17 protein-coding genes and 2 tRNA genes are annotated in these 19,518 nt (G+C 41.2%); 7 read left to right on the plus strand and 12 right to left on the minus strand.

Features of this window, described 5'->3' with window-relative positions; genetic code table 11:
- Positions 1-29 precede the first annotated feature (29 nt).
- The 3 genes from N3A72_03320 to N3A72_03330 all read right to left on the minus strand — a co-directional run bounded on the left by N3A72_03320 (position 30) and on the right by N3A72_03330 (position 1,999).
- Positions 30-743 (minus strand): hypothetical protein, encoded by a 714-nt coding sequence (locus tag N3A72_03320; GenBank protein MCX7918642.1) that lies wholly within the window; start codon positions 741-743, stop codon positions 30-32.
- 317 nt (positions 744-1,060) lie between these two features.
- Entirely contained in the window at positions 1,061-1,207 is a 147-nt protein-coding gene (locus tag N3A72_03325; GenBank protein ID MCX7918643.1) for a hypothetical protein, read from the minus strand.
- 243 nt (positions 1,208-1,450) lie between these two features.
- Positions 1,451-1,999 (minus strand): hypothetical protein, encoded by a 549-nt coding sequence (locus N3A72_03330; protein MCX7918644.1) that lies wholly within the window; start codon positions 1,997-1,999, stop codon positions 1,451-1,453.
- A 104-nt stretch (positions 2,000-2,103) separates the two neighbouring features.
- On the opposite strand from N3A72_03330, the gene N3A72_03335 reads away from it, so the two are divergent.
- Complete coding sequence (locus tag N3A72_03335; protein MCX7918645.1) at positions 2,104-2,502, plus strand: hypothetical protein; 399 nt, start codon at positions 2,104-2,106, stop codon at positions 2,500-2,502.
- A 249-nt stretch (positions 2,503-2,751) separates the two neighbouring features.
- On the opposite strand, the gene N3A72_03340 is transcribed toward N3A72_03335, so the two are convergent.
- The 9 genes from N3A72_03340 to N3A72_03380 form a co-directional block, all read right to left on the minus strand.
- Positions 2,752-4,032 carry a response regulator gene (locus N3A72_03340; protein ID MCX7918646.1) on the minus strand — a complete coding sequence of 427 codons (1,281 nt, stop codon included), beginning with the start codon at positions 4,030-4,032 and terminating at the stop codon, positions 2,752-2,754.
- Between the two features lie 124 nt (positions 4,033-4,156).
- Positions 4,157-6,097 carry a HAMP domain-containing histidine kinase gene (locus N3A72_03345; protein MCX7918647.1) on the minus strand — a complete coding sequence of 647 codons (1,941 nt, stop codon included), beginning with the start codon at positions 6,095-6,097 and terminating at the stop codon, positions 4,157-4,159.
- A gap of 33 nt (positions 6,098-6,130) precedes the next feature.
- The gene (locus tag N3A72_03350) at positions 6,131-6,604 is read right to left on the minus strand and encodes an N-acetyltransferase (GenBank protein MCX7918648.1); all 474 of its coding nucleotides are present in this window, start codon (positions 6,602-6,604) and stop codon (positions 6,131-6,133) included.
- 104 nt (positions 6,605-6,708) lie between these two features.
- A complete protein-coding gene (locus N3A72_03355) occupies positions 6,709-6,930 on the minus strand; it encodes a DUF4911 domain-containing protein (GenBank protein ID MCX7918649.1) in 222 nt (73 codons plus the stop codon).
- Between the two features lie 60 nt (positions 6,931-6,990).
- On the minus strand, positions 6,991-8,088 hold the full coding sequence (locus N3A72_03360) for a type IV pilus twitching motility protein PilT (GenBank protein ID MCX7918650.1): 1,098 nt from the start codon (positions 8,086-8,088) through the stop codon (positions 6,991-6,993).
- A gap of 56 nt (positions 8,089-8,144) precedes the next feature.
- Positions 8,145-9,242, minus strand: a complete 1,098-nt coding sequence (locus N3A72_03365) for a PilT/PilU family type 4a pilus ATPase (GenBank protein ID MCX7918651.1) — start codon at positions 9,240-9,242, stop codon at positions 8,145-8,147.
- A gap of 65 nt (positions 9,243-9,307) precedes the next feature.
- Positions 9,308-9,487 (minus strand): hypothetical protein, encoded by a 180-nt coding sequence (locus tag N3A72_03370; protein ID MCX7918652.1) that lies wholly within the window; start codon positions 9,485-9,487, stop codon positions 9,308-9,310.
- A gap of 2 nt (positions 9,488-9,489) precedes the next feature.
- A complete protein-coding gene (locus N3A72_03375) occupies positions 9,490-9,987 on the minus strand; it encodes a hypothetical protein (protein ID MCX7918653.1) in 498 nt (165 codons plus the stop codon).
- Between the two features lie 18 nt (positions 9,988-10,005).
- Positions 10,006-10,980 carry a sugar phosphate nucleotidyltransferase gene (locus tag N3A72_03380; protein MCX7918654.1) on the minus strand — a complete coding sequence of 325 codons (975 nt, stop codon included), beginning with the start codon at positions 10,978-10,980 and terminating at the stop codon, positions 10,006-10,008.
- 243 nt (positions 10,981-11,223) lie between these two features.
- Here N3A72_03380 and N3A72_03385 point away from each other — a divergent pair, with 243 nt between their 5' ends.
- From N3A72_03385 to N3A72_03410, 6 genes are all read left to right on the plus strand, one after another.
- A complete protein-coding gene (locus N3A72_03385) occupies positions 11,224-12,360 on the plus strand; it encodes an alanine--glyoxylate aminotransferase family protein (GenBank protein MCX7918655.1) in 1,137 nt (378 codons plus the stop codon).
- A gap of 123 nt (positions 12,361-12,483) precedes the next feature.
- The gene (gene serA / locus N3A72_03390) at positions 12,484-14,064 is read left to right on the plus strand and encodes a phosphoglycerate dehydrogenase (protein ID MCX7918656.1); all 1,581 of its coding nucleotides are present in this window, start codon (positions 12,484-12,486) and stop codon (positions 14,062-14,064) included.
- A 123-nt stretch (positions 14,065-14,187) separates the two neighbouring features.
- Positions 14,188-15,474 (plus strand): adenylosuccinate synthase, encoded by a 1,287-nt coding sequence (locus N3A72_03395; GenBank protein ID MCX7918657.1) that lies wholly within the window; start codon positions 14,188-14,190, stop codon positions 15,472-15,474.
- A 268-nt stretch (positions 15,475-15,742) separates the two neighbouring features.
- Positions 15,743-15,817 (plus strand) — tRNA-Lys (locus N3A72_03400).
- A 100-nt stretch (positions 15,818-15,917) separates the two neighbouring features.
- Positions 15,918-15,995 (plus strand) — tRNA-Glu (locus tag N3A72_03405).
- Between the two features lie 264 nt (positions 15,996-16,259).
- Positions 16,260-19,418 (plus strand): UvrD-helicase domain-containing protein, encoded by a 3,159-nt coding sequence (locus tag N3A72_03410; GenBank protein ID MCX7918658.1) that lies wholly within the window; start codon positions 16,260-16,262, stop codon positions 19,416-19,418.
- Positions 19,419-19,518 lie beyond the last annotated feature (100 nt).

Consider the following 19,518-nt stretch of genomic DNA (forward strand, 5'->3'; position numbering starts at 1 on the left):
GTCCTTGACACTCTGAGCAGTTGAGTATCCTACCACCAAACCATACTTCGTAAATCTTCAATCCGATGGATAACAGCATCACGGACTTTAATCGCTTGTTGGAACAGGGTATCGGTTTGTGATGGTAAGACGGTTTCAGTTTGTTTAATTTTTACTATTGCATCTAAGCAAATATTGATACTACGTAACGCACGTTTACATTTGGCAATATTACCAACAATCCCGTCGCGATCATATCCATATGCATGACCACCGGCAATATGCGCAGCAATCTGATATCCGTGATAATGCAACTGACGGATTGACTCGTTCTCAAACGGGGTGTCGTAGAGTGGTTTAACGAACTGGTTGACTAAAATAGCGAACTCATATGCTATCTGGTATGCATAGATGTTATGGAAATCATCTAATTCTTCTTCGAATTCTTCTACCGTCCATGGCGGTTCTTCCGGTTCGTATTCGACTTCAGCTTCAACATCCGATTCATTAACCGTGTCGTCAATTTCAGCGGGAACTTCTGGAAACTCAGCACCTTCAATTTCAGCAAATAATTCGTTGAACGCCGCTTCAACCGGGTCAGGGGTTCCTGCTGCTTCATATTTTTTTAATGACTGTTCAAACTTTTTTAGAAAATAATCCGCTCGCCGGTCTTGCTCCTGAAAAAACGCTTCCCACTGGTCTTCAGTCCAATCAGCAGCATCATCCCAGTTATTGACTGAGTTCTCTTCTTCCCAAATCGCCATAAAACAGTGTATGCAAAATGAGACGATTATTTCGGTTATATCTTCCGCTAATTAAGATAACCTGAAACCGGAAAAAAAGCAAGTCGAAAAATAATAATAATGAACCAACGACGAAATAGCGGGGTAGAATGAGAATTGAACCGTTCAATTCTCATTGAACTCCGCTAGTGCAAAAGAGCGGAGAAACACCGTAACAAGATATTAACCCTATGTAAATCAATAATTTATAAACATAGGGAATGAAAAAGAATAAAAAAACCGACTTTGGTGATAATCCAAAGTCGGTTGTAGCTCAGATAGTATCGATTAAGTTCCGGTTATTTCTTAATATCAGCTGATTGTTTCGCCAAGAAAAATTCCATAGTCCGGAATATAACCGATAATGACCATGAAGCTAATCCGATAGTGATAAGCGTTATACTACTCATTACGATGATGGTTGATATATTCATTATTTCTGCCATAAAGATACACTCCCCCTTCGTTAACTATTTATAGGAGCAATATTTATGCCAGAACCTATCTATATCGTAACTATAATATTTACAATAAAATATAAAAATATTATTAGGGGATAACCTGCATTTGTGGCAGGGATTAGACAGGGGTGATAGTTCTACCTGTGGAGAAAAAGCAACAGGGGTGTTTAAGTAAGTTTGATAATATCACTCAATAAATCTTAGGGGGAAAACTTGTTGAAGTCAGTCCTATGATTTTTTCTTTTCAGCAGTATCTTTTTTATTCTCAATGAACGACTCGAGCTTTTTCGTCCATTCTTCCAACTTTTTACTAACATTCCCGGCACCGGTTTCAACATCTTTATTTATCTCTTCTAATTCTTTTTTAAGTTTTTCGATCCCAGGTTTAGCTTTTTCTTCTGCTGTTTTCGATGCGGCATCTAATTCACTACCAGCTTTTTCTAACAATCGTTTAACCTTTTCTTTACCTTTTTGCGTGGCAAGTTCCAACCGTGCCGCTGCAACTTCTGCTTTCGACTGCAACAGATGGAGTTTCAACTCTAATGTCTGTTCTTTTTGTCGCTGTTCATCGACCGCAGCAGCAGACTCTTGCTCTTTCTCCGATTTCATCGATTGCGATTGAAGCTCGCGAGAAGCAGCAGTTCGGTTTATCTGTTGTAATTCTTTAGTTTGAAAATAAACATATACCGCTAATCCTAACGCTACCAGCGCAATGAGAAACGTTAGAAATGTCATAATTCCGCCATAAGATTTTAACCGTTGTTGTTCAAAGTTCATAGGTAAACTCCCCTCAAATAAAAATGTTTGCAAACGCGTTATTTTATGCTACCATATTACCACTAAATTTGATACATTTCAATAACTTTTTTGAGAGGAATCTTATGGAACTCACTCGCTCACAAAAAGGAAGTACGAATTGGATATTAATCGTTCTCTTAGTTATCGCTATTGTATTAGCGATATGCTTTTATACTCAAAAACGGATTATCGAAAAAGACCGGGATAATCTTGCTGCAGAATTACAGTCTTCCAAAGATACGACGAGTACGACGCTAATGCACGGCGCTAATCAAGAACTAGAATCATTGAAAAAACAGAATCAAGATTTAGCTCAACAATTAACCTTTGCGCATGATAGTATCAAACAGTTACAATCGGAACTCGCTGACCTGAAAAAGAAACAGAGTCAACCGGATAAAAAACCAAAAACGACAGTAAAAAAACCCACCTCGAAAACTTCAACCAAGAAAACTACCACCGCTAAAAAAACGAAGAAGTAATCGTATGCGGTGATAGATAGAAAATCATGCTGATGCTATAACAATAAACCTACCCAAAACTAGTTCCGAGACCAAATCGGGGTTAAATCATAGTGCCGTCTTTCGCATCAGATAAATCTGCATAAATCAAGATTAGCCGGAGCAAACTCCGGCGTCTGGACTTTGATAAATCCCTAATGTATTTAGGATTAGATAATCCGGATTTGTTGCTATATCAGTTCCGCTTGTCTCAGATAATGTTCTTCTCGATTATTCCTGCAGTTTACTCACGTATTCAAGACATTTGAGCGCAGAATCGCGAATGATGGTTATTTTTTGCCGAGCGGTTATTTCCGGATGAATATATGGATTCCGAAAATGCTGGAGTTTAATCAACTCATGCGCTAGTTGCAGAATTTCATCTTCATTAGCCAACCCTTTCAATCCCAGCGGATTATAAATATCCACCGCTCCGTGGGTAGTTGGCGCTTGATATTCTCTACCGAAACAAAAAATGATAATGCCCATCGCTTTCAATCCATCGGGTTTATATCGTTCACCATGCTGTAACATTTTTTCGAACACCAGTTTAATTTTATCTACCTGAAAATCAAGCGATTTATTCTGTTGCAATCGCATAATATATTGATAGAAAAATAAATCGATATTTTTCAAACGAGCATCATACAATTTCTGTAGTAAATCACGGAGCGTTGCAGAACGCAGAAATTTCGGGAGTTTATATCGGAACTTATGTTTCGTTTCATTTTCAACGGCAAAACAGTATGAGAATCCGATACTTCGAGTGAAATCATAGCCGGTCTCGAATTCTGTTTGATAGCGATATAAAAATTCTGCGGTTCGGATATTTTCCTTTGATTCCTCCTGCAATTCCGGAAACTGCGAAAATACCTTTTCAATATCGCGTTCAACCTGTTGGGGTAACGTAACTGTAGTCTGTAATTGTTGCGCTTGGTACAAAGCGGATTTCGTTTCTGCGGTCAAACTCGGAACGGAATACATATACAGTAATTCTATAGCTTCACTTTTCACGTAGTTACTTAACGTATCATCATTCAGAATATTCCGCAATTGCGTGATGATATTATCTACTTGGCTTGGTTCAACCGTATCCTTCCATTGTTCGAATTGATGGAGTAACCGGGTTTCTTTCTCCTGATGCGATATCGCACGTTCAATCAGTTTAAATAAATGTTCTATTTCATTCCCGACTCGACTTTTACTAATCACATATTTCGCACCATATTCTTTCGCCAGCGCCCCTTCATCAAAAGTACCGACTGCGGAGATAAGAATAATTGGTATTTCCGGTCGTTTCGCTTGCAGTTCTTTAATCAAATCTAACCCTTCGGTTCTGGTGCGCATATCCAAATCGGTAACGACCACCTGCGGCGTCTCGCGTTCGATTGTAGCCATCGCTTCGGTAGCGTTTTCCGCTTCAATGACATGATAGTTCCGAAGGAGCAGATTCCGTTTAACTGCCTGACGATATAACGGGTTATCATCTACGATAAGAATCGTTTTTCGCATAATCTAAAACCTTATTCGTTGAATAAATCCATTATAATATCCAATAAAAATATAAAATGTTCAATAGTTTCGATCGAATATTAGTTCACCTTATTTCTAAGCGCAACAATTCCAACCTCTGATTTCAGGGTTCATGACTCGGTAATTCTATACAGAACGTTGCGCCACCAGTAGGATTATTCCGCGCACTAATTTTACCGCCGTGGAATTCACTGATAATTGTCTGCACCCACGCCAATCCCAACCCACCAGCGGCATCTTTATCTTTCGTTGAATAACCATAATTGAATAACCGTTTAGTTTGCTCTTCAGGAATGAGATTACCGCGTTCATCGCGAATACCCCAACCGTTATCTTTGATGAGAATCGTTATCCGACCATTTTCTTTATTGATGGTTGTTTGTAAGGTTACAGTTCCATTCAACGGTTGGGAAATACTCGCCAGTTTAATCGCTTCCAAAGCATTGGTTATGAGATTAAAGATTGCTAATTTGAATAAGCGTGGTTCTAGTTCGATTTGTGGGAGCTCGTTATCCAGCTCAAGTAAAAACTCTATTTTCCCGGCAGTAGATAATCGAAACAAATCTACCATACCCAGTAAAAGTTGATTCAGGTCAACCAGTTCATATTTCGGTTTTTTCAAATACGCAAATGCGCGATAGATATCAACTATTTCTTGCAGGAATTCGGTATTATTTTTCAATCCTTGAATCGCATCAATAAACAATGTTTTTTGGTTCGGCGGTAATGCGTTCGGGTCAAATTGTTCGATTAACGATTGTAAGGTATTTAAATCCCAGCGGGTTGCTGCAATGACATTGGTTAAATCGTGCCCTAAATTCCGGGCGAGATTGATACTCACCTGATTTTTCTCTTGGTCAATCAATCGGCGTTGATATTCTTTCTTTTGCAACGCCAAACTCATTTGCTGAGCAATAAACGTAACAATTTCCTTATCTTGTTCGGTAAACGCGCTATATTTCTGGGACGAGCTGACTGCGAGTAATTCGATACTATCCTCTTTTGTACTCACGGGACAGAGGACTAAAGATTGCGTCTGAAAATAATCCAGCAGCACGTTTGCCGATTCTTCCGAACGATGGAGTATCATCGCACGATTCGTTTGTCCCAATTCTACTAAACGTTTATATAATGGCGTATCGAGCGGAATTTTTTCTTTTACATGATATACTTCAAGTTGGTGCGTTTGCTTATCCAGAAGCAGCAGTGACACCCGGTCATATTTCATCTGTTGTTCGACGATGTTACATATTTGCGCAATCGTTTCTTCAATAGTCAAATTCGGTTGGGATGCTACTAATTCCGCTATTTTTAAGTTTACGGTTAACAGTTTGGTATTTCGTGCCATCCGATTATATACATGTTCAATCAACGTTTTCGGCTTCCGAATAACTTCGATTGTTTCAAGGTCTGGAATCGATAAATGGTCAACCACGCGTTTAACCGGCAGGAGAAACCAGCGCATGATTAATCCATAGAGCCCGATTAAACATATCGGGATCAATAGCGCATAGTGAACATACCGACGGGTTAATTGCTCTATTTCCGGTGAATTGATTGGCGATGTATAATATGCAACTAATCGGCCATATTCCTTATCGCCAACACTAATACTAATCTGGGTTAAATGCGAAAAAGAACGGGAAATCAGGCAATTATTCCGATTATTCATCCGGCGGAACTTCGCTTTATCTTCATAACTAAATTTAACCGTATTATTATTGGTAAACAGTTCAATCCCATAAATGATACTTTCTGGATTCGCTACGATTTGTTCAACCAGTTTCTTGAATTCCAAATAATTTTGTGAGTTGCCTTGCGTTAACACCTGGATAGATAATTCGGTAAGTTGGGTGGTATAAGTCTGCCGCAGGTCGGCAAAATACCGATTCGGATTACTCACAATCAGACTATTTTTTTCCCGTTGAAAGGTTACTTCGAGATAATATAATACTGCACCAATAGCTAAGATTAACCCTAGCGTAGCAAATAGGATAACAGAATAATTTCGGAGTGTTTGAATAAATCGAACGATTCGTTTCACAGTATATCACTCGCATTGGAATACTAACCGTTGCTATGTCTTGATTTTCTTTTTCGTTAAGTCAATAATCAGTGGTACTTCCTTACAATCAGGGAATTTAACGCATTTAATACATTCAGTCCAGATTTTATGCGGCAATAATGAACGGTCAATTTTTCTGAAACCGAGTTTCATAAAAAATTTCGGTTTATAGGTTAATGCAAAAACTCGATAGACACCGAGTTTTTTCGCTTCGGTTAAACAGGCGGTAACCAGTTGTTTTCCTAAACCTTGATTCTGATACGCACTCGATACCGCAAGTGATTTTAGTTCCGCTAAATCCTTCCAGGTAATATGTAAAGCACCGCAGGCAACAATTTTCCCGTTATGTTCAACCACAAAAAAATCTCGCAGATTTTCATACAGTTCACTCTGCGACCGTGGTAACATTTCATCTAACGCCGCGAAATGATTGATTAATTCTTGGATTTGGGTTACGTCTTGGATTTTTGCTTTTCGTAATTTCAACTAGTTTTTCCCCTCCCACATAGAGTATGACCAACGGTATAGATAAAGTTTTTCTTTCGTTACCGTTAGCAGGTATCACAGACACACCGATAGAATATTATCCTCTACGATACAATGTCGATTATTTTTAAATACAATGAGTTCGATAAATCGTGTAAAATTTCAATAACTTCAGGATAAAAATCCGGCGAAACCCAAAGCTGAATCAACCCTAATTTCGCATCATCCGTTCGAACCACAGCAAACCCAGGATATCCCTCGAAAATATTGTTCAGATATCCAATCTCCCGAGGGTTAATCTGACATCGGATAGTAATGGTATTCATCGCTTAAGGTCACGGTAATATTAGTACTTTGAACGGAATATTGACATGTGGATATACTTCTCACCGGATAGTTCTGATTTCCGCAGTATTCGATTCATTCGTTCGTAATCGTTCTATTTCCGCAGGGACACGGGCATGGAGTAACGCGGTTTCAAACGATATTTTTTCTTGTAAATATAACTCTTTGAGCGCTCGATCCATCGTAATCATTCCATCGCGCATCGAAGTCTCCATCTGGCTATGGAGCTGATGCGTTTTATTCTCACGGATAAGACTCCCGATAGCAGGCGTGTTAATCATGATTTCTACCGCTAGCACCCGCCCTTTTTTATCCGCACGAATTAATAGCTGTTGTGCAACTACCGCTAACAATGTCGCCGCTAATTGAGTCCGCACCTGCGGTTGCTGATGTGGCGGAAAAACATCGATGATTCGATCGATCGATTGCGGTGCGTTATTCGTATGTAACGTTGCTAACACGAGATGCCCGGTTTCCGCTGCGGTTAATGCTGCAGAAATCGTTTCTAAATCTCGCATTTCACCTATCAGGATAACGTCAGGATCTTGTCGCAACACATATTTTAACGCGCCAGCAAACGATTCGGTATCGGTATTAACCTCACGCTGGTCAACAATACTTTTCTTATGATGATGGACATATTCAATCGGGTCTTCAATCGCAATAACATGGCATCGGCGATGGTTGTTGATATAATCAATAATTGCGGCTAACGTTGTAGTTTTCCCATGTCCAGTCGGTCCCGTGATCAGAATCAATCCTTGATGTCGTAACGCTAACGATGCAATCACCTTGGGTAAACCTAATTCAGCAAATGACGGGATACGCGATGGGATAGCGCGTATTGCACAGGATAACGACCCGCGCTGGTAATATACATTGACCCGGAACCGATTCTCCTGATGGAATCCTAACGAGAAATCTAACTCTTTCTTCAGTTTGACTTTCTCTTGCTGTTCGATACTCAACATACTATTGATTAACCGTGCAGTATCTCCTGGGGTTAGGATACCAAAATCTGTCGGAACTAATTCGCCATGGATTCGTAGTATCGGCGGTGCACCTGCGGTGAGTAATAAATCAGAAGCGTTCTTTTCAATCGCTAAATTTAATAACGTCTCTATTTTCAATTCACTCATAGTACTATCTTTTACCTGAAGGTTAGGAAACGTTCTCCTTTAAGGTTTGCTGACTATTAATACATATCATGGACAGATTTCGCTTTCACGCCAGTAACGATACCTTCAACACTCTGTTTAAATTCTTCCGGACTCGTCGCATTAGCAATTGCTTCTTCATAGGTTATAAGATTCTTACGATAAAGTTTCAAAAGCGATTGATTGAAAGTCTGCATGCCATAGTATTCCCCTTGTTCAATATACGTCGCAAGTTCGGTAGTTTTCCCTTCTAAAAGCAGTTTTTTAATCGTCGGCGTAACTACCATAACCTCAACTGCAGGAACTCGACCGACACCACTCGCTCTCGGTAATAGACGCAACGAGATGACACCACGCAAACACAACGCTAATTCTAACCGAATCTGCTGCTGCAAATATGCCGGGAAATAATTGATAATCCGTTCGATAGTAGTTGTAGCGTCTATAGTATGCAACGTTGAAAAAACTAAATGACCGGTTTCCGCAGCGGATATCGCCGTTGAAATGGTCTCTAAATCCCGCATTTCTCCGATCATAATCACATCCGGACTCTGCCGAAGTACATGCCGTAACGCTTCCGCAAATGAAATGGTATCCAACCCGATTTCCCGCTGATTGATGATACTCAGATTATCTTCATGGACAAATTCAATCGGGTCTTCAATAGTCATAATATGACATTTCCGAGTATTATTGATATGATTCAACATTGCCGCTAAACAGGTGGATTTCCCGCTGCCGGTTGTTCCAGTTACCAAAACCAATCCACGCGGTAATTCCGCTAATTCTTGCACGACCGGCGGTAGGGTTAATTCTTCAAACGTTAACGTCGGTCGTCGAACTAATCGTAGCACCATGCCCATGGTTCCGCGCTGACGGAAAACATTTATCCGAAACCGACCTACTCCACTTAACCCATAGGCTAAATCCATTTCCCAGGTTCGTTCAAACTGTGCTAGCTGTTCTTCGCTCATTAACTTTTTAGCGATACTTTGCACATCTTCCTGTTTTAACGCAGTAGCTTTCATCGGATAGAGTTTTCCATCAACGCGCATCACCGGCGGTCGACCGACTTTAATATACAAATCGGACGCATTCGAAAACGCCATTTTCTTAAGTAATTCTTCGATTTCCATAATCTTACCTCCTTAACGACGAAACACCAAATCGTGCTGCCGATTGAACAATATGGTATTGCTCTTTATCGAGATAACAGAAACACCACTACTGCTAATGCAACCACACCGCCAACTAACTGACCGAAAACAACCAAACCATGGTACACCTGTTTTTTGAACGTATCTTTCGTTAATGCTGCTACGACCACGGCAATAATTGCACTTAACGCTAAAAAATAAAATATATTCTGTATCGCTAGCATAATCAAGTTTGGATTGCGGATTGTACGTTACGGATAGCGGCGCGATAAGTATCTAACGCATCTAACACTACAAAAAAGTTTAATGACCCGGAAACTACCATGTATAATGTTCCTACTTCGTAGGTAACCGCAGCGAGATTCCCGACATGGAACCACGGGGTTAATTCTAATAGAGACATCAATCCATTCCCTAAACCGAATATGAACACAAAAATATTGACGATATTAAATTCCGGTGAAGAAAGTTTTAATACCGGAAACGCTATTTCTCCTTTAAGCCACATCCCCCAGAGAAATAATCCGTTAAGTAACAGGAAAAAAAGCCAACCTTTTTTGATAAGTCCGAGATACCAATGCCCACTTCCTGGAACCAACCAACCTAAAATACACAGGAACACACAATGCCGTTTTTCTTTCCCAGTCAACGGCCGTTGTGCGGATTCAACTGGTTTTTGTTTTTTCGTCTCTTTGGAAGCAGTCCGTAGTCGTTTCGTCGCCATAGTGAGTTATATCAATCGTTAACTAAAATCAACTTCTGAAGAATCTCCAACATTCAGTTTATTAAATTTGCCATTTACACTCGCTTTATCGCCGACGACTGATTCTGCGAGTAAAATATTTTTAACCACCGCATTTTTATTGATGATACTGTTTTTGATCACCGAATTGCTGATAAACGAATTATCCGCTATAGATACATAGGGACCGATAATTGAATTCTCTATGGTAACGGTATCAGCAATGAATACTGGCGGGATAATGATTGACCCTTCAACCGAAACTTCATGGTGGATTTGTTCCAGAATATACCGATTGGTTTCCAGCAACGTTTCTGGTTTCCCGCAATCATACCAGCCGTCAATTAAAAAGGTTTTGATTTTTTCATCTCGTTCAATCATCATCTGGAGCGCATCGGTTAATTGATATTCCCCTTTCGTTCGAATATCGTTCGTAATCAATTCATCCAGACATTTAAACAACAAATTGCTATTTTTGATGTAATAAATCCCGACGATAGCTAAATCGGTTTTCGGTTCATCCGGTTTCTCAACCAGTCGGGAAATAAACCCATTTTTCATTTCAACGATTCCGAACCGATGCGGGTCGCGGACATTCTTAACGCCGATAGCGCTATATTCTCCATTCAGCACAGAGTGTAAATCCGCTTTGAATATGGTATCACCAAGAATAATCAAGATCGGTTCATCTTTCACATAATATCGTGCGAGATGAATTGCATGGCCTAATCCTTTCAATTCTTCTTGACGGACATAATAGGATTTAAACCGATAGGTTGCATCAACGTATTCGGTGATCATTTCACCGAGATACCCGATAATGAAAATGATTTCGGTTACCCCTAACGATTCTAATTCATCTAATATATGGCCAAGAATCGGTTTGCCAGCAACATAAATCAACGCTTTCGGAACGGTATGAGTATGTGGTTTCAACCGGGTTCCTGCCCCGGCAACAGGAATAATTGCTTTCATAGGTTTCCTTTATTTTAAATTCAATTTTATCAATTTAACTGTTGAATATACCATAACTTTCGAATGCTTTTCAAATCCACATACTGCTAAACGGAATCTGCATGTACATAAAACCGTTATTTCTCTCTTGACACAACTAGCTAATCTCGGTTAAATTAGTTACTAAATTAGTTAAGTATATTGTATTCAATATATCAAAATTTATCAAATCACTGCTAGATTTTTTGAAAGGAGTATCAAACGATGAAAAAGAGATATTTATTAACTCCTGGTCCGGTAGAAGTCCCGCCGAAAGTTTTACTCGCGATGGCACAACCGATGATTCACCATCGTGCGCCGGATTACATCCCGTTATTTCGTGAAGTGAATGAAGGATTAAAATATGTGTTTCAGACCAAGAATCAGGTATATACGTTTGCGTCATCTGGAACCGGTGCAATGGAAGCGGCAGTAGTCAACATTCTTTCACCTGGGGATAACGTTATCACGGTACAAGGCGGTAAATTCGGTGAACGATGGACTGAGATAGCTCGCGCATACGGTGCAAATCCGATTGTCATTGATGTCCCTTGGGGAGAAGCGGTATCCGCTGAAGTGATTGACCAGAAGCTGAAAGAGCATCCAGACGTTAAAGCGGTATATATAACATTATGTGAGACCTGTACTGGCGTGGTAACTGATGCGCAAGCTATTGGCGCGGTAGTAAAAAACTATCCGGCAGTATTAGTGGTTGATGCGATTAGCGCGCTCGGTTCAATTCCCTGCAAAACTGATGAATGGAATTTGGATATAGTCGTTGCCGGGTCACAAAAAGCGCTGATGATTCCGCCGGGATTAGCGTTTTGTTCCGTGAGTGAAAAAGCGTGGCAACTCGTTGAAACAGCGAAAATGCCGAAATTCTACTGGTCATTTAAAGCGGCGAAGAAAAATCTGGAAAAAGACCAGACTGCGTTTACGCCTGCGATATCACTGATTGTTGGACTTAAAGAGTCGTTAGCGATGATTAAAGAAGAAGGGCTCGAAAATGTTTGGGCGCGACATCATCGGCTAGCGAGTGCAATGCGGGCAGGCGTGGTTGCGTTAGGGTTGGAACTATATGCAAAAGTTCCTGCGGATACGGTTACGGCAATTAAGGTTCCGCAAGGGATTGATGGGAAAGCGTGGGTTAAGTTATTACGAGATAAATACGGTTTAACCGTAGCTGGTGGTCAATCGCAACTTGAAGGGAAAATTATACGGATTGCGCAAATGGGATATTCGGATACGTTCGATGTTACCATTGCGTTATCTGCATTAGAATTATCGTTAAGCGATTTAGGGTTCCCGGTTAAACTCGGTGAAGGAATTAAAGCTGCTGAATCTGTTCTATTACAAAAATAGCCGGGTAACCTGAATCGGCGATAACATAACCGTACGCTGGGATTGATTTTTTCCCGAACCGTGCTGTTTGTTCACAGTTCTCATTGGTTAGTTCTTTAATACTATTATCAAGGAGGTATGCAAATGAAAATATTAGTGAGCGACCCATTATCAGAAAAAGGATTAGAGATTCTTAAATCAGAACCTGGGATAGAAGTAGATGTGAAACCTAAAATGTCGAAAGAAGAATTGCTCGCCTGTATAGGGAACTACGATGCGCTGGTAGTCCGTAGTGAAACGAAAGTTACGAAAGAGGTTATTGAAGCGGGTAAAAATCTTAAACTAATCGGCCGGGCGGGAGTCGGACTCGATAATGTTGATGTAGAAGCGGCATCAAAACGTGGGATAATTGTTATGAACACGCCGGGCGGGAACACCATTTCGACTGCAGAACAAACCATGGCGTTATTATTATCCTTATCGCGGAATATCCCGCAAGCGGTTGCTTCGCTGAAAGCGAAAAAATGGGATCGGAAAAAATATACCGGCGTTGAAGTGAATGGGAAAACGTTAGGTATCCTTGGTCTCGGTCGTATCGGCGCTGAAGTCGCAAAACGAGCGCAAGCGTTCGGAATGAAAGTTATCGCGAATGACCCATTTATCGCACCGGAACGAGCGCAACAACTCGGGGTTGAACTAGTTAAAAAAAGTGATTTAATTAAACGGGCGGACTATATCACGGTTCACACGCCACTCACTGCAGAAACCAAATCATTAATCGGTCCGGAAGAGTTTGAATATATGAAAGATGGGGTACGGATAATCAATTGCGCACGAGGCGGAATTATTGATGAAAAAGCGTTGTATGAAAATCTGAAATCCGGGAAAGTTGCGGGAGCTGCACTTGATGTGTATGAAGAAGAACCGCCGTTCAACAGTCCGCTACTGGAATTAGAAAATTGTATTACAACACCGCATCTCGGCGCTTCAACTGAAGAAGCGCAAGTCAATGTTGCAATTGAAATCGCCCAGCAGGTAATAGATGCGTTGAAAGGGCGAACGGTTCGCAATGCGATCAATGTTCCGGCAATAGAACCGGAAGTATTAGCGTTAGTCCAGCCGTATCTGACGTTAGGCGAAAAACTCGGGAGTTTGCAAGCGCAACTTACTGAAGGGCGAATTCAGGAACTTCGGGTTCATTTCGGCGGTGAGGTATGTAAATGCAATGTTTCCCCGATAACCACCGCTGTGCTCAAAGGAATGCTCGATCCGATTCTCAATGAAACAGTGAATTATGTTAATGCACCGTTCCTCGCAAAAGAACGCGGAATTAAAGTTATCGAAAGTAAAAGCAGTGAAGCGGAAGATTTCGCGACGTTAGTTGCGGTAACCGTTAAAACGGAATCGAAAGAAAGCACCGTGGTAGGAACATTATTCGGGAAAAATGACCCGCGTATCGTTCGTTTTGACGGATTTCATGTTGAAATGGTTCCGTTCGGATACATTGTGATTATTACGAACGAAGATATGCCAGGTGTTCTCGGGAGTGTTGGGGTTATGTTAGGGAAACATAACATTAACATTGCCGGATTAACCCTCGGTCGGAAAGAAAAAGGTGGTTTAGCGTTCACCGGATTAAATGTCGATGAGTCTGTTCCGGATAATGTGCTGAACGAAATCCGGAAACTACCGCATATCATTAGTGCGCGATTGGTTAAACTATAATCGGGTTCAATTCGGGGAATACGCGCGTTTCATAAGCGACTCTTACGATGAGTCGCTAACTCTTCTTTACAGCTTCAATGAAATTTGCTAAAAATAACCTTTTTTTCGAAAGGAACTAATGTTGTGTCTGCAATTATCTTAGTTGGCGCACAATGGGGCGACGAAGGTAAAGGAAAAATTATCGATATATTAAGTGAACAAGCGGATTTGGTTGTTCGCTATCAAGGTGGAGCGAATGCCGGGCATACCGTGGTAATTGATGACCAGATGTTCGTTCTCCATTTAGTACCCTCGGGGATACTGCATCCTGGGAAAAAATGTTTAATCGGGAACGGAGTGGTTATCGATCCGGTCGTGTTAGTTAAAGAAATTGATGATCTAACCGCGCGGGGATTAACTTTTGAAAACAACTTCTATATCAGCGAGAATGCGCATCTGATACTCCCCTATCATCGGATACTCGACCAGCTCCGTGAATCGATGAAAACCATGCGGAAAATCGGGACGACCGGTCGTGGGATCGGACCGGCGTATGCGGATAAAATGGCACGGGTTGGTATCCGAATTGCCGATTATATTGACCCGGAACAATTCAAGTCGGTGCTTGAAATCCAGCTTGCGGAAAAAAATTATCTCTTGCAACGGGTATATAACCATCCTGGATTTAAACTCGATGACATTCTCAGCGAATATCTCCCGTTAGCGGATCGGATTCGACCGTATGTTGTTGACGGGTCACTTATCGTCGAACAAGCGCTTAATAATCATGAGCATATCTTATTCGAAGGCGCTCAAGGAACGATGCTCGATGTAGATTTCGGCACGTATCCGTATGTCACTTCATCCAGTCCGATTGCTGGCGGTGCGTGTATCGGTGTCGGGATAGGTCCGACGAAAATCAACCATGTTATCGGCGTAGCGAAAGCATACTGTACCCGAGTCGGGGAAGGACCATTTCCGACGGAATTCCCGCCGGATATAGACGAAAAAATGCGGTTACGTGGGAAAGAATACGGCGCGACTACTGGCAGACCGCGCCGTTGCGGTTGGTTTGATGCTGTTGCAGTGCGTAAAGCGGTGCGGATAAATGGTATTGAAAGTTTAGCGATAACCAAACTCGATGTTCTCGATGAAACGGACGTGATTAAAGTGTGCGTTGGCTATAAAGTTAACGGGAACATTTTATCCGAATTTCCGTATAGTCTAAAAGTATTAGAACGTTGCGAACCGGTATATCAGGAATTACCAGGCTGGAACCAGCCGACGAATGGAATCACCGATTACGAACAATTACCAGCAAATGCGAAGAAATATCTCCATTGGCTTGAAGAGTATCTTAATGTGCCGATAGCTATCCTATCCGTTGGCGCTCGCCGAGACCAAACAATGATTTTACGGAATATCTTTTAAGTGTAAAATAGTATCCATCATTTGCGGTTGTTGAACGAACCCGACATTATTTCACGCTTTAATCATACGATAATAATCCACCGTAGTTGATGTGATTATATTCGTTTTTACACTTAAAACCGAATAATTAAAATTGACAAAAATAACGATATTAGAGTAAAATATTTAGCTCAAAAACTCGATTGAACTGTTATGTTGATAAGCAGCGTTTAATTTCCGTGAGCTGTTGCCCTGCTACGGCAGGGAATGTTGCGTGAATACTGAATGGGGGCCGCTAGCTCAGTGGTAGAGCACCTGCCTTTTAAGCAGGGAGTCGAAGGTTCGATCCCTTCGCGGCTCACCAGGTTTACCAGTTGTCAGTTGTTAGTTGAATACTCTCAGAAATTTCTATATATTTTAACATTTAGATTTGGGATGTTAGATTTCCCCTCATCGAGAGGTATGTCCCCATCGTCTAGCCCGGTCTAGGACATCGCTCTTTCAAGGCGGTAACGTGAGTTCAAATCTCACTGGGGACACCAACCTTATTGTGCATTCAGGTTACCCCGAGCTTAAGCTCGGGGCAATTCATTTCCTTGTAAATCCTTGTGAACCAGCTGACTAGCCCCTAGCTTTAGCTAGGGGCTAGTCAGCTCAACAAAAATGCATCGCTTCGTGGTTGTTCAACGAGGTTTGACCGCAAGAGTTCTAAATTGTTCAGGCTGATTTTTCCCTATGCTTCCTCCGTGGTTTTACAGTATAATATAGTGTCGTACAACTTCATCAGAACTTCATTTCAATCTTCTATGTCGGGTGAACCGATATTAACGAAAGATACCGAGTTGCAGTTCCCGAACTTTACTATCCTGAAAGCATCCGCTGGCTCGGGTAAAACCCATGCGTTATCGCTTCGGTTCGTCCAGTTCCTCTTATCCGAACAAATCCCGTATAACCAATTGCAAAATATTCTGGCGATAACCTTCTCGAATAACGCTGCAAAAGAAATGAAAGACCGGATTCTCGATTGGTTGAAAAAAATCTATTTTGCTGACCCGGATAAAACTGACGAGATTTTAGCGGTTACTTCCCTTGACAAAAATAGCTTGAGTCAAAAAGCGGAACAAGCGATAACCAATATCCTATCGAATTATACGGATTTACAAGTCCGAACGATTGATAGCTTTATGACCTCGATTTTTAAATCGTCTGCGCTCGACCTCGGGTTTCCGCCGGAATTCGATATTGTGATGGATAATAGCGAGTTGATTGAGTATGCGTTCTATCGTTACCTGCGTAATGTTAAACCGGGTACGGAACCAGCGGTTCTAATTGAATCAATCATCCAACGGATACAGGAACAAATCGGTAGTGAAAAAGGTTATGTTTGGGATCCGGCATCGAAAATATTGGAGGAAATTAAGCAACTCTATACGAAACTTTCCGCACTTACGAAACCACCAACGGTTTACGATTACCAGCGAGAAATTGAAGAAACGAAACAAACGATTGCTGACCGAGCAGAGAAATTGTATCAGGCATTGCGTAACTCTAGTTTAGTTATCAGCGGGAAAAACACGTTTACCAAAATCTACGAGGCAATTCAACGGAACGCATACGCTGACCTGCTCGACTGTGGAATTAAGTCGAACCCGGTGAATCAACCAAAGGGTAACAATGCGAAGCAAAATGAAATGTATCAGCGGATTCTATCGTTATGGACAGAGTTAACCGATGCGATTCGGCTATATCGCGAATATCATGCGAAATCATTCTATTATCCCTATCTTAAAATGTATACGGAACTCATGGAAACCTTGAACCAGGTTAAACGACAGGAAGGAACGGTTTTCATTGAAGATATCAGTAAACGGTTGGTGGAATATATCAATGCAGAAATTATCCCGGATGTGTATTTCCGACTCGGAGATAGAATTTATCACTATCTGATTGATGAATTTCAGGATACTTCCCCGATCCAATGGGAGAACTTAAAACCGCTCATTGAGAATTCGCTCGCTACCCAAGGGAGTTTGTTTATCGTCGGCGATACCAAACAAGCGATTTATGGATTTCGAAATGCGGATTTTCAAATCATGCAACGAATGGTTACCGGAGAAGTTCAACCGTTCGGGTCGGTTCACCAACAGGTAGATGAACTGCCGATAAATTATCGGAGTTATGAGAAAATCGTTGAACTTACCCGAACAGTTTTCCAGGGTATTCTACCGACACTAAAAGATTCGCTCGCTGAATATCGTTCCGCAGGGGAACGCTCCGGATTAACGAGCTATCAACAATCGGTTAAAGATGAACATAAAAATAAAGGGTATGTTGAAATCAAACTATTCGCTAAGAATGCGGATGTTCCGGAAGAAAAAACATATATTCAATCGCTCGTGCAAGAATTAGCATCACGCGGGTATCGTTGGTCAGATATCGCCATATTAACCTATAAAAATGATAAGGTTACAGAAATTTCATCGTGGTTGAACGAAATCAGCGTCCCTTTTATTTCATATAGCGCGCTGGATATCCGGAAACAGCAGGTTGTTGGTGAACTGATTGCATTATTAAAATTTCTCGATTCACCGCCGGACGATTTATCGTTTGCAACGTTTATTTTAGGTGATATTTTCCAGCGAGCGTTGGCTCAGGATACTTCGCATTCGATCTCTATCGAGAGGATTCATCAATTCTTGTTTCAAACTAATACGCAAAAACTCCGCCCGATATATACCGCATTTCGGACGGATTTCCCCGAACTCTGGCAGAAATATTTCGACCCGTTATTTAGATCGGTCGGATATCTGCCGCTGTATGATTTAATGACGGAAATATATCGGATATATTCAATACTACCACGGTATGCATCGAGCCATGAAGCGACGTTTATCAAACTGCTTGAAGTGATTAAAGATTTCGAAGGGAAAGGATTGAATTCGCTCGGCAGTTTTTTAACGTATTCCGCTGATGAAGAATCGGAAGATACCAGCTGGAATATTGCGGTACCGAAATCGGTTGATGCGGTATCGGTCATGAGTATCCATAAGGCAAAAGGACTCGAATTTCCGGTAGTGATTTCTGTCGTCTATGATGCTGATGCGATACGATTCGATTATGTAATGGATGATTCTGGCGAAAATATCACGGTGTTAAAAATTACCAAATCACTGGCTGAAGCAACTGATTATTTACAGCAACGTTATGACCAAGAACGGTTGAAAGAATGTGTGAATCGGTTGAATACGCTTTATGTCGCTATGACTCGCGCGATTGGAGAACTGTATATTATTGGGGTTAGCAATGACGAAAAATATTTTGCTGGTGAACAGACGGTTCCAGCTAAATTTCCGATGCCATTACTTCCGATATCCGATTATCCGCCGCAAAGTAATAAACCGCTGAAAACTATTGGAAAAGAAAGAGAAACACCGAAACGATTCACCCTGCGCCATACTTCTGCAGGGAAAACATTCCTATCAAAGCAGCAAGATAAGTTAACTGATGCGGTGCAAGAACGCGGTGAATTAATCCATCGGATTCTATCGGAAATAGAGTTTCTAGATCAAGATAGTAACCTCGACCAGCAACTCAACGGAATTATCGATAAAGATACGACGTTATCGGATAAATCACTTGATTCGCAAGGATTGATTCAGAGTTTGATTCCGTTCTTATCGAATCCGGATGTTAAAGAATATTTTACGTCAAAACCTGGTCGGCGCGTTCTCCGTGAACAGGAATTGGTAGCGCCGGATGGACGATTATTCCGTCTGGATAGAATTGTTCTTGATGATGACCGCATTACCGCTGTCTCTTATAAAACGGGAACGGAATCTGACCGTGAAGAATTATACCACGCACAGGTTAAGCAATATCTAGAATTAGTATCAGCTATATATCCGCATAAACCTGTTGAAGGGTATATCGGATATATTGATTTGAACCGATTAGTTAAAATTTAAACTATACTGAAGAACAGAATTTTGTTTCACCGCAAAGTTCGCTAAAACCGCAGAGAAATATTAGACTGGTTCTTTGTCAAACGTTCAGCTCGGCGGTAGA

The sequence above is a fragment of the bacterium genome, assembly GCA_026416715.1.
In the GTDB taxonomy this organism is placed as follows: domain Bacteria; phylum UBP4; class UBA4092; order JAOAEQ01; family JAOAEQ01; genus JAOAEQ01.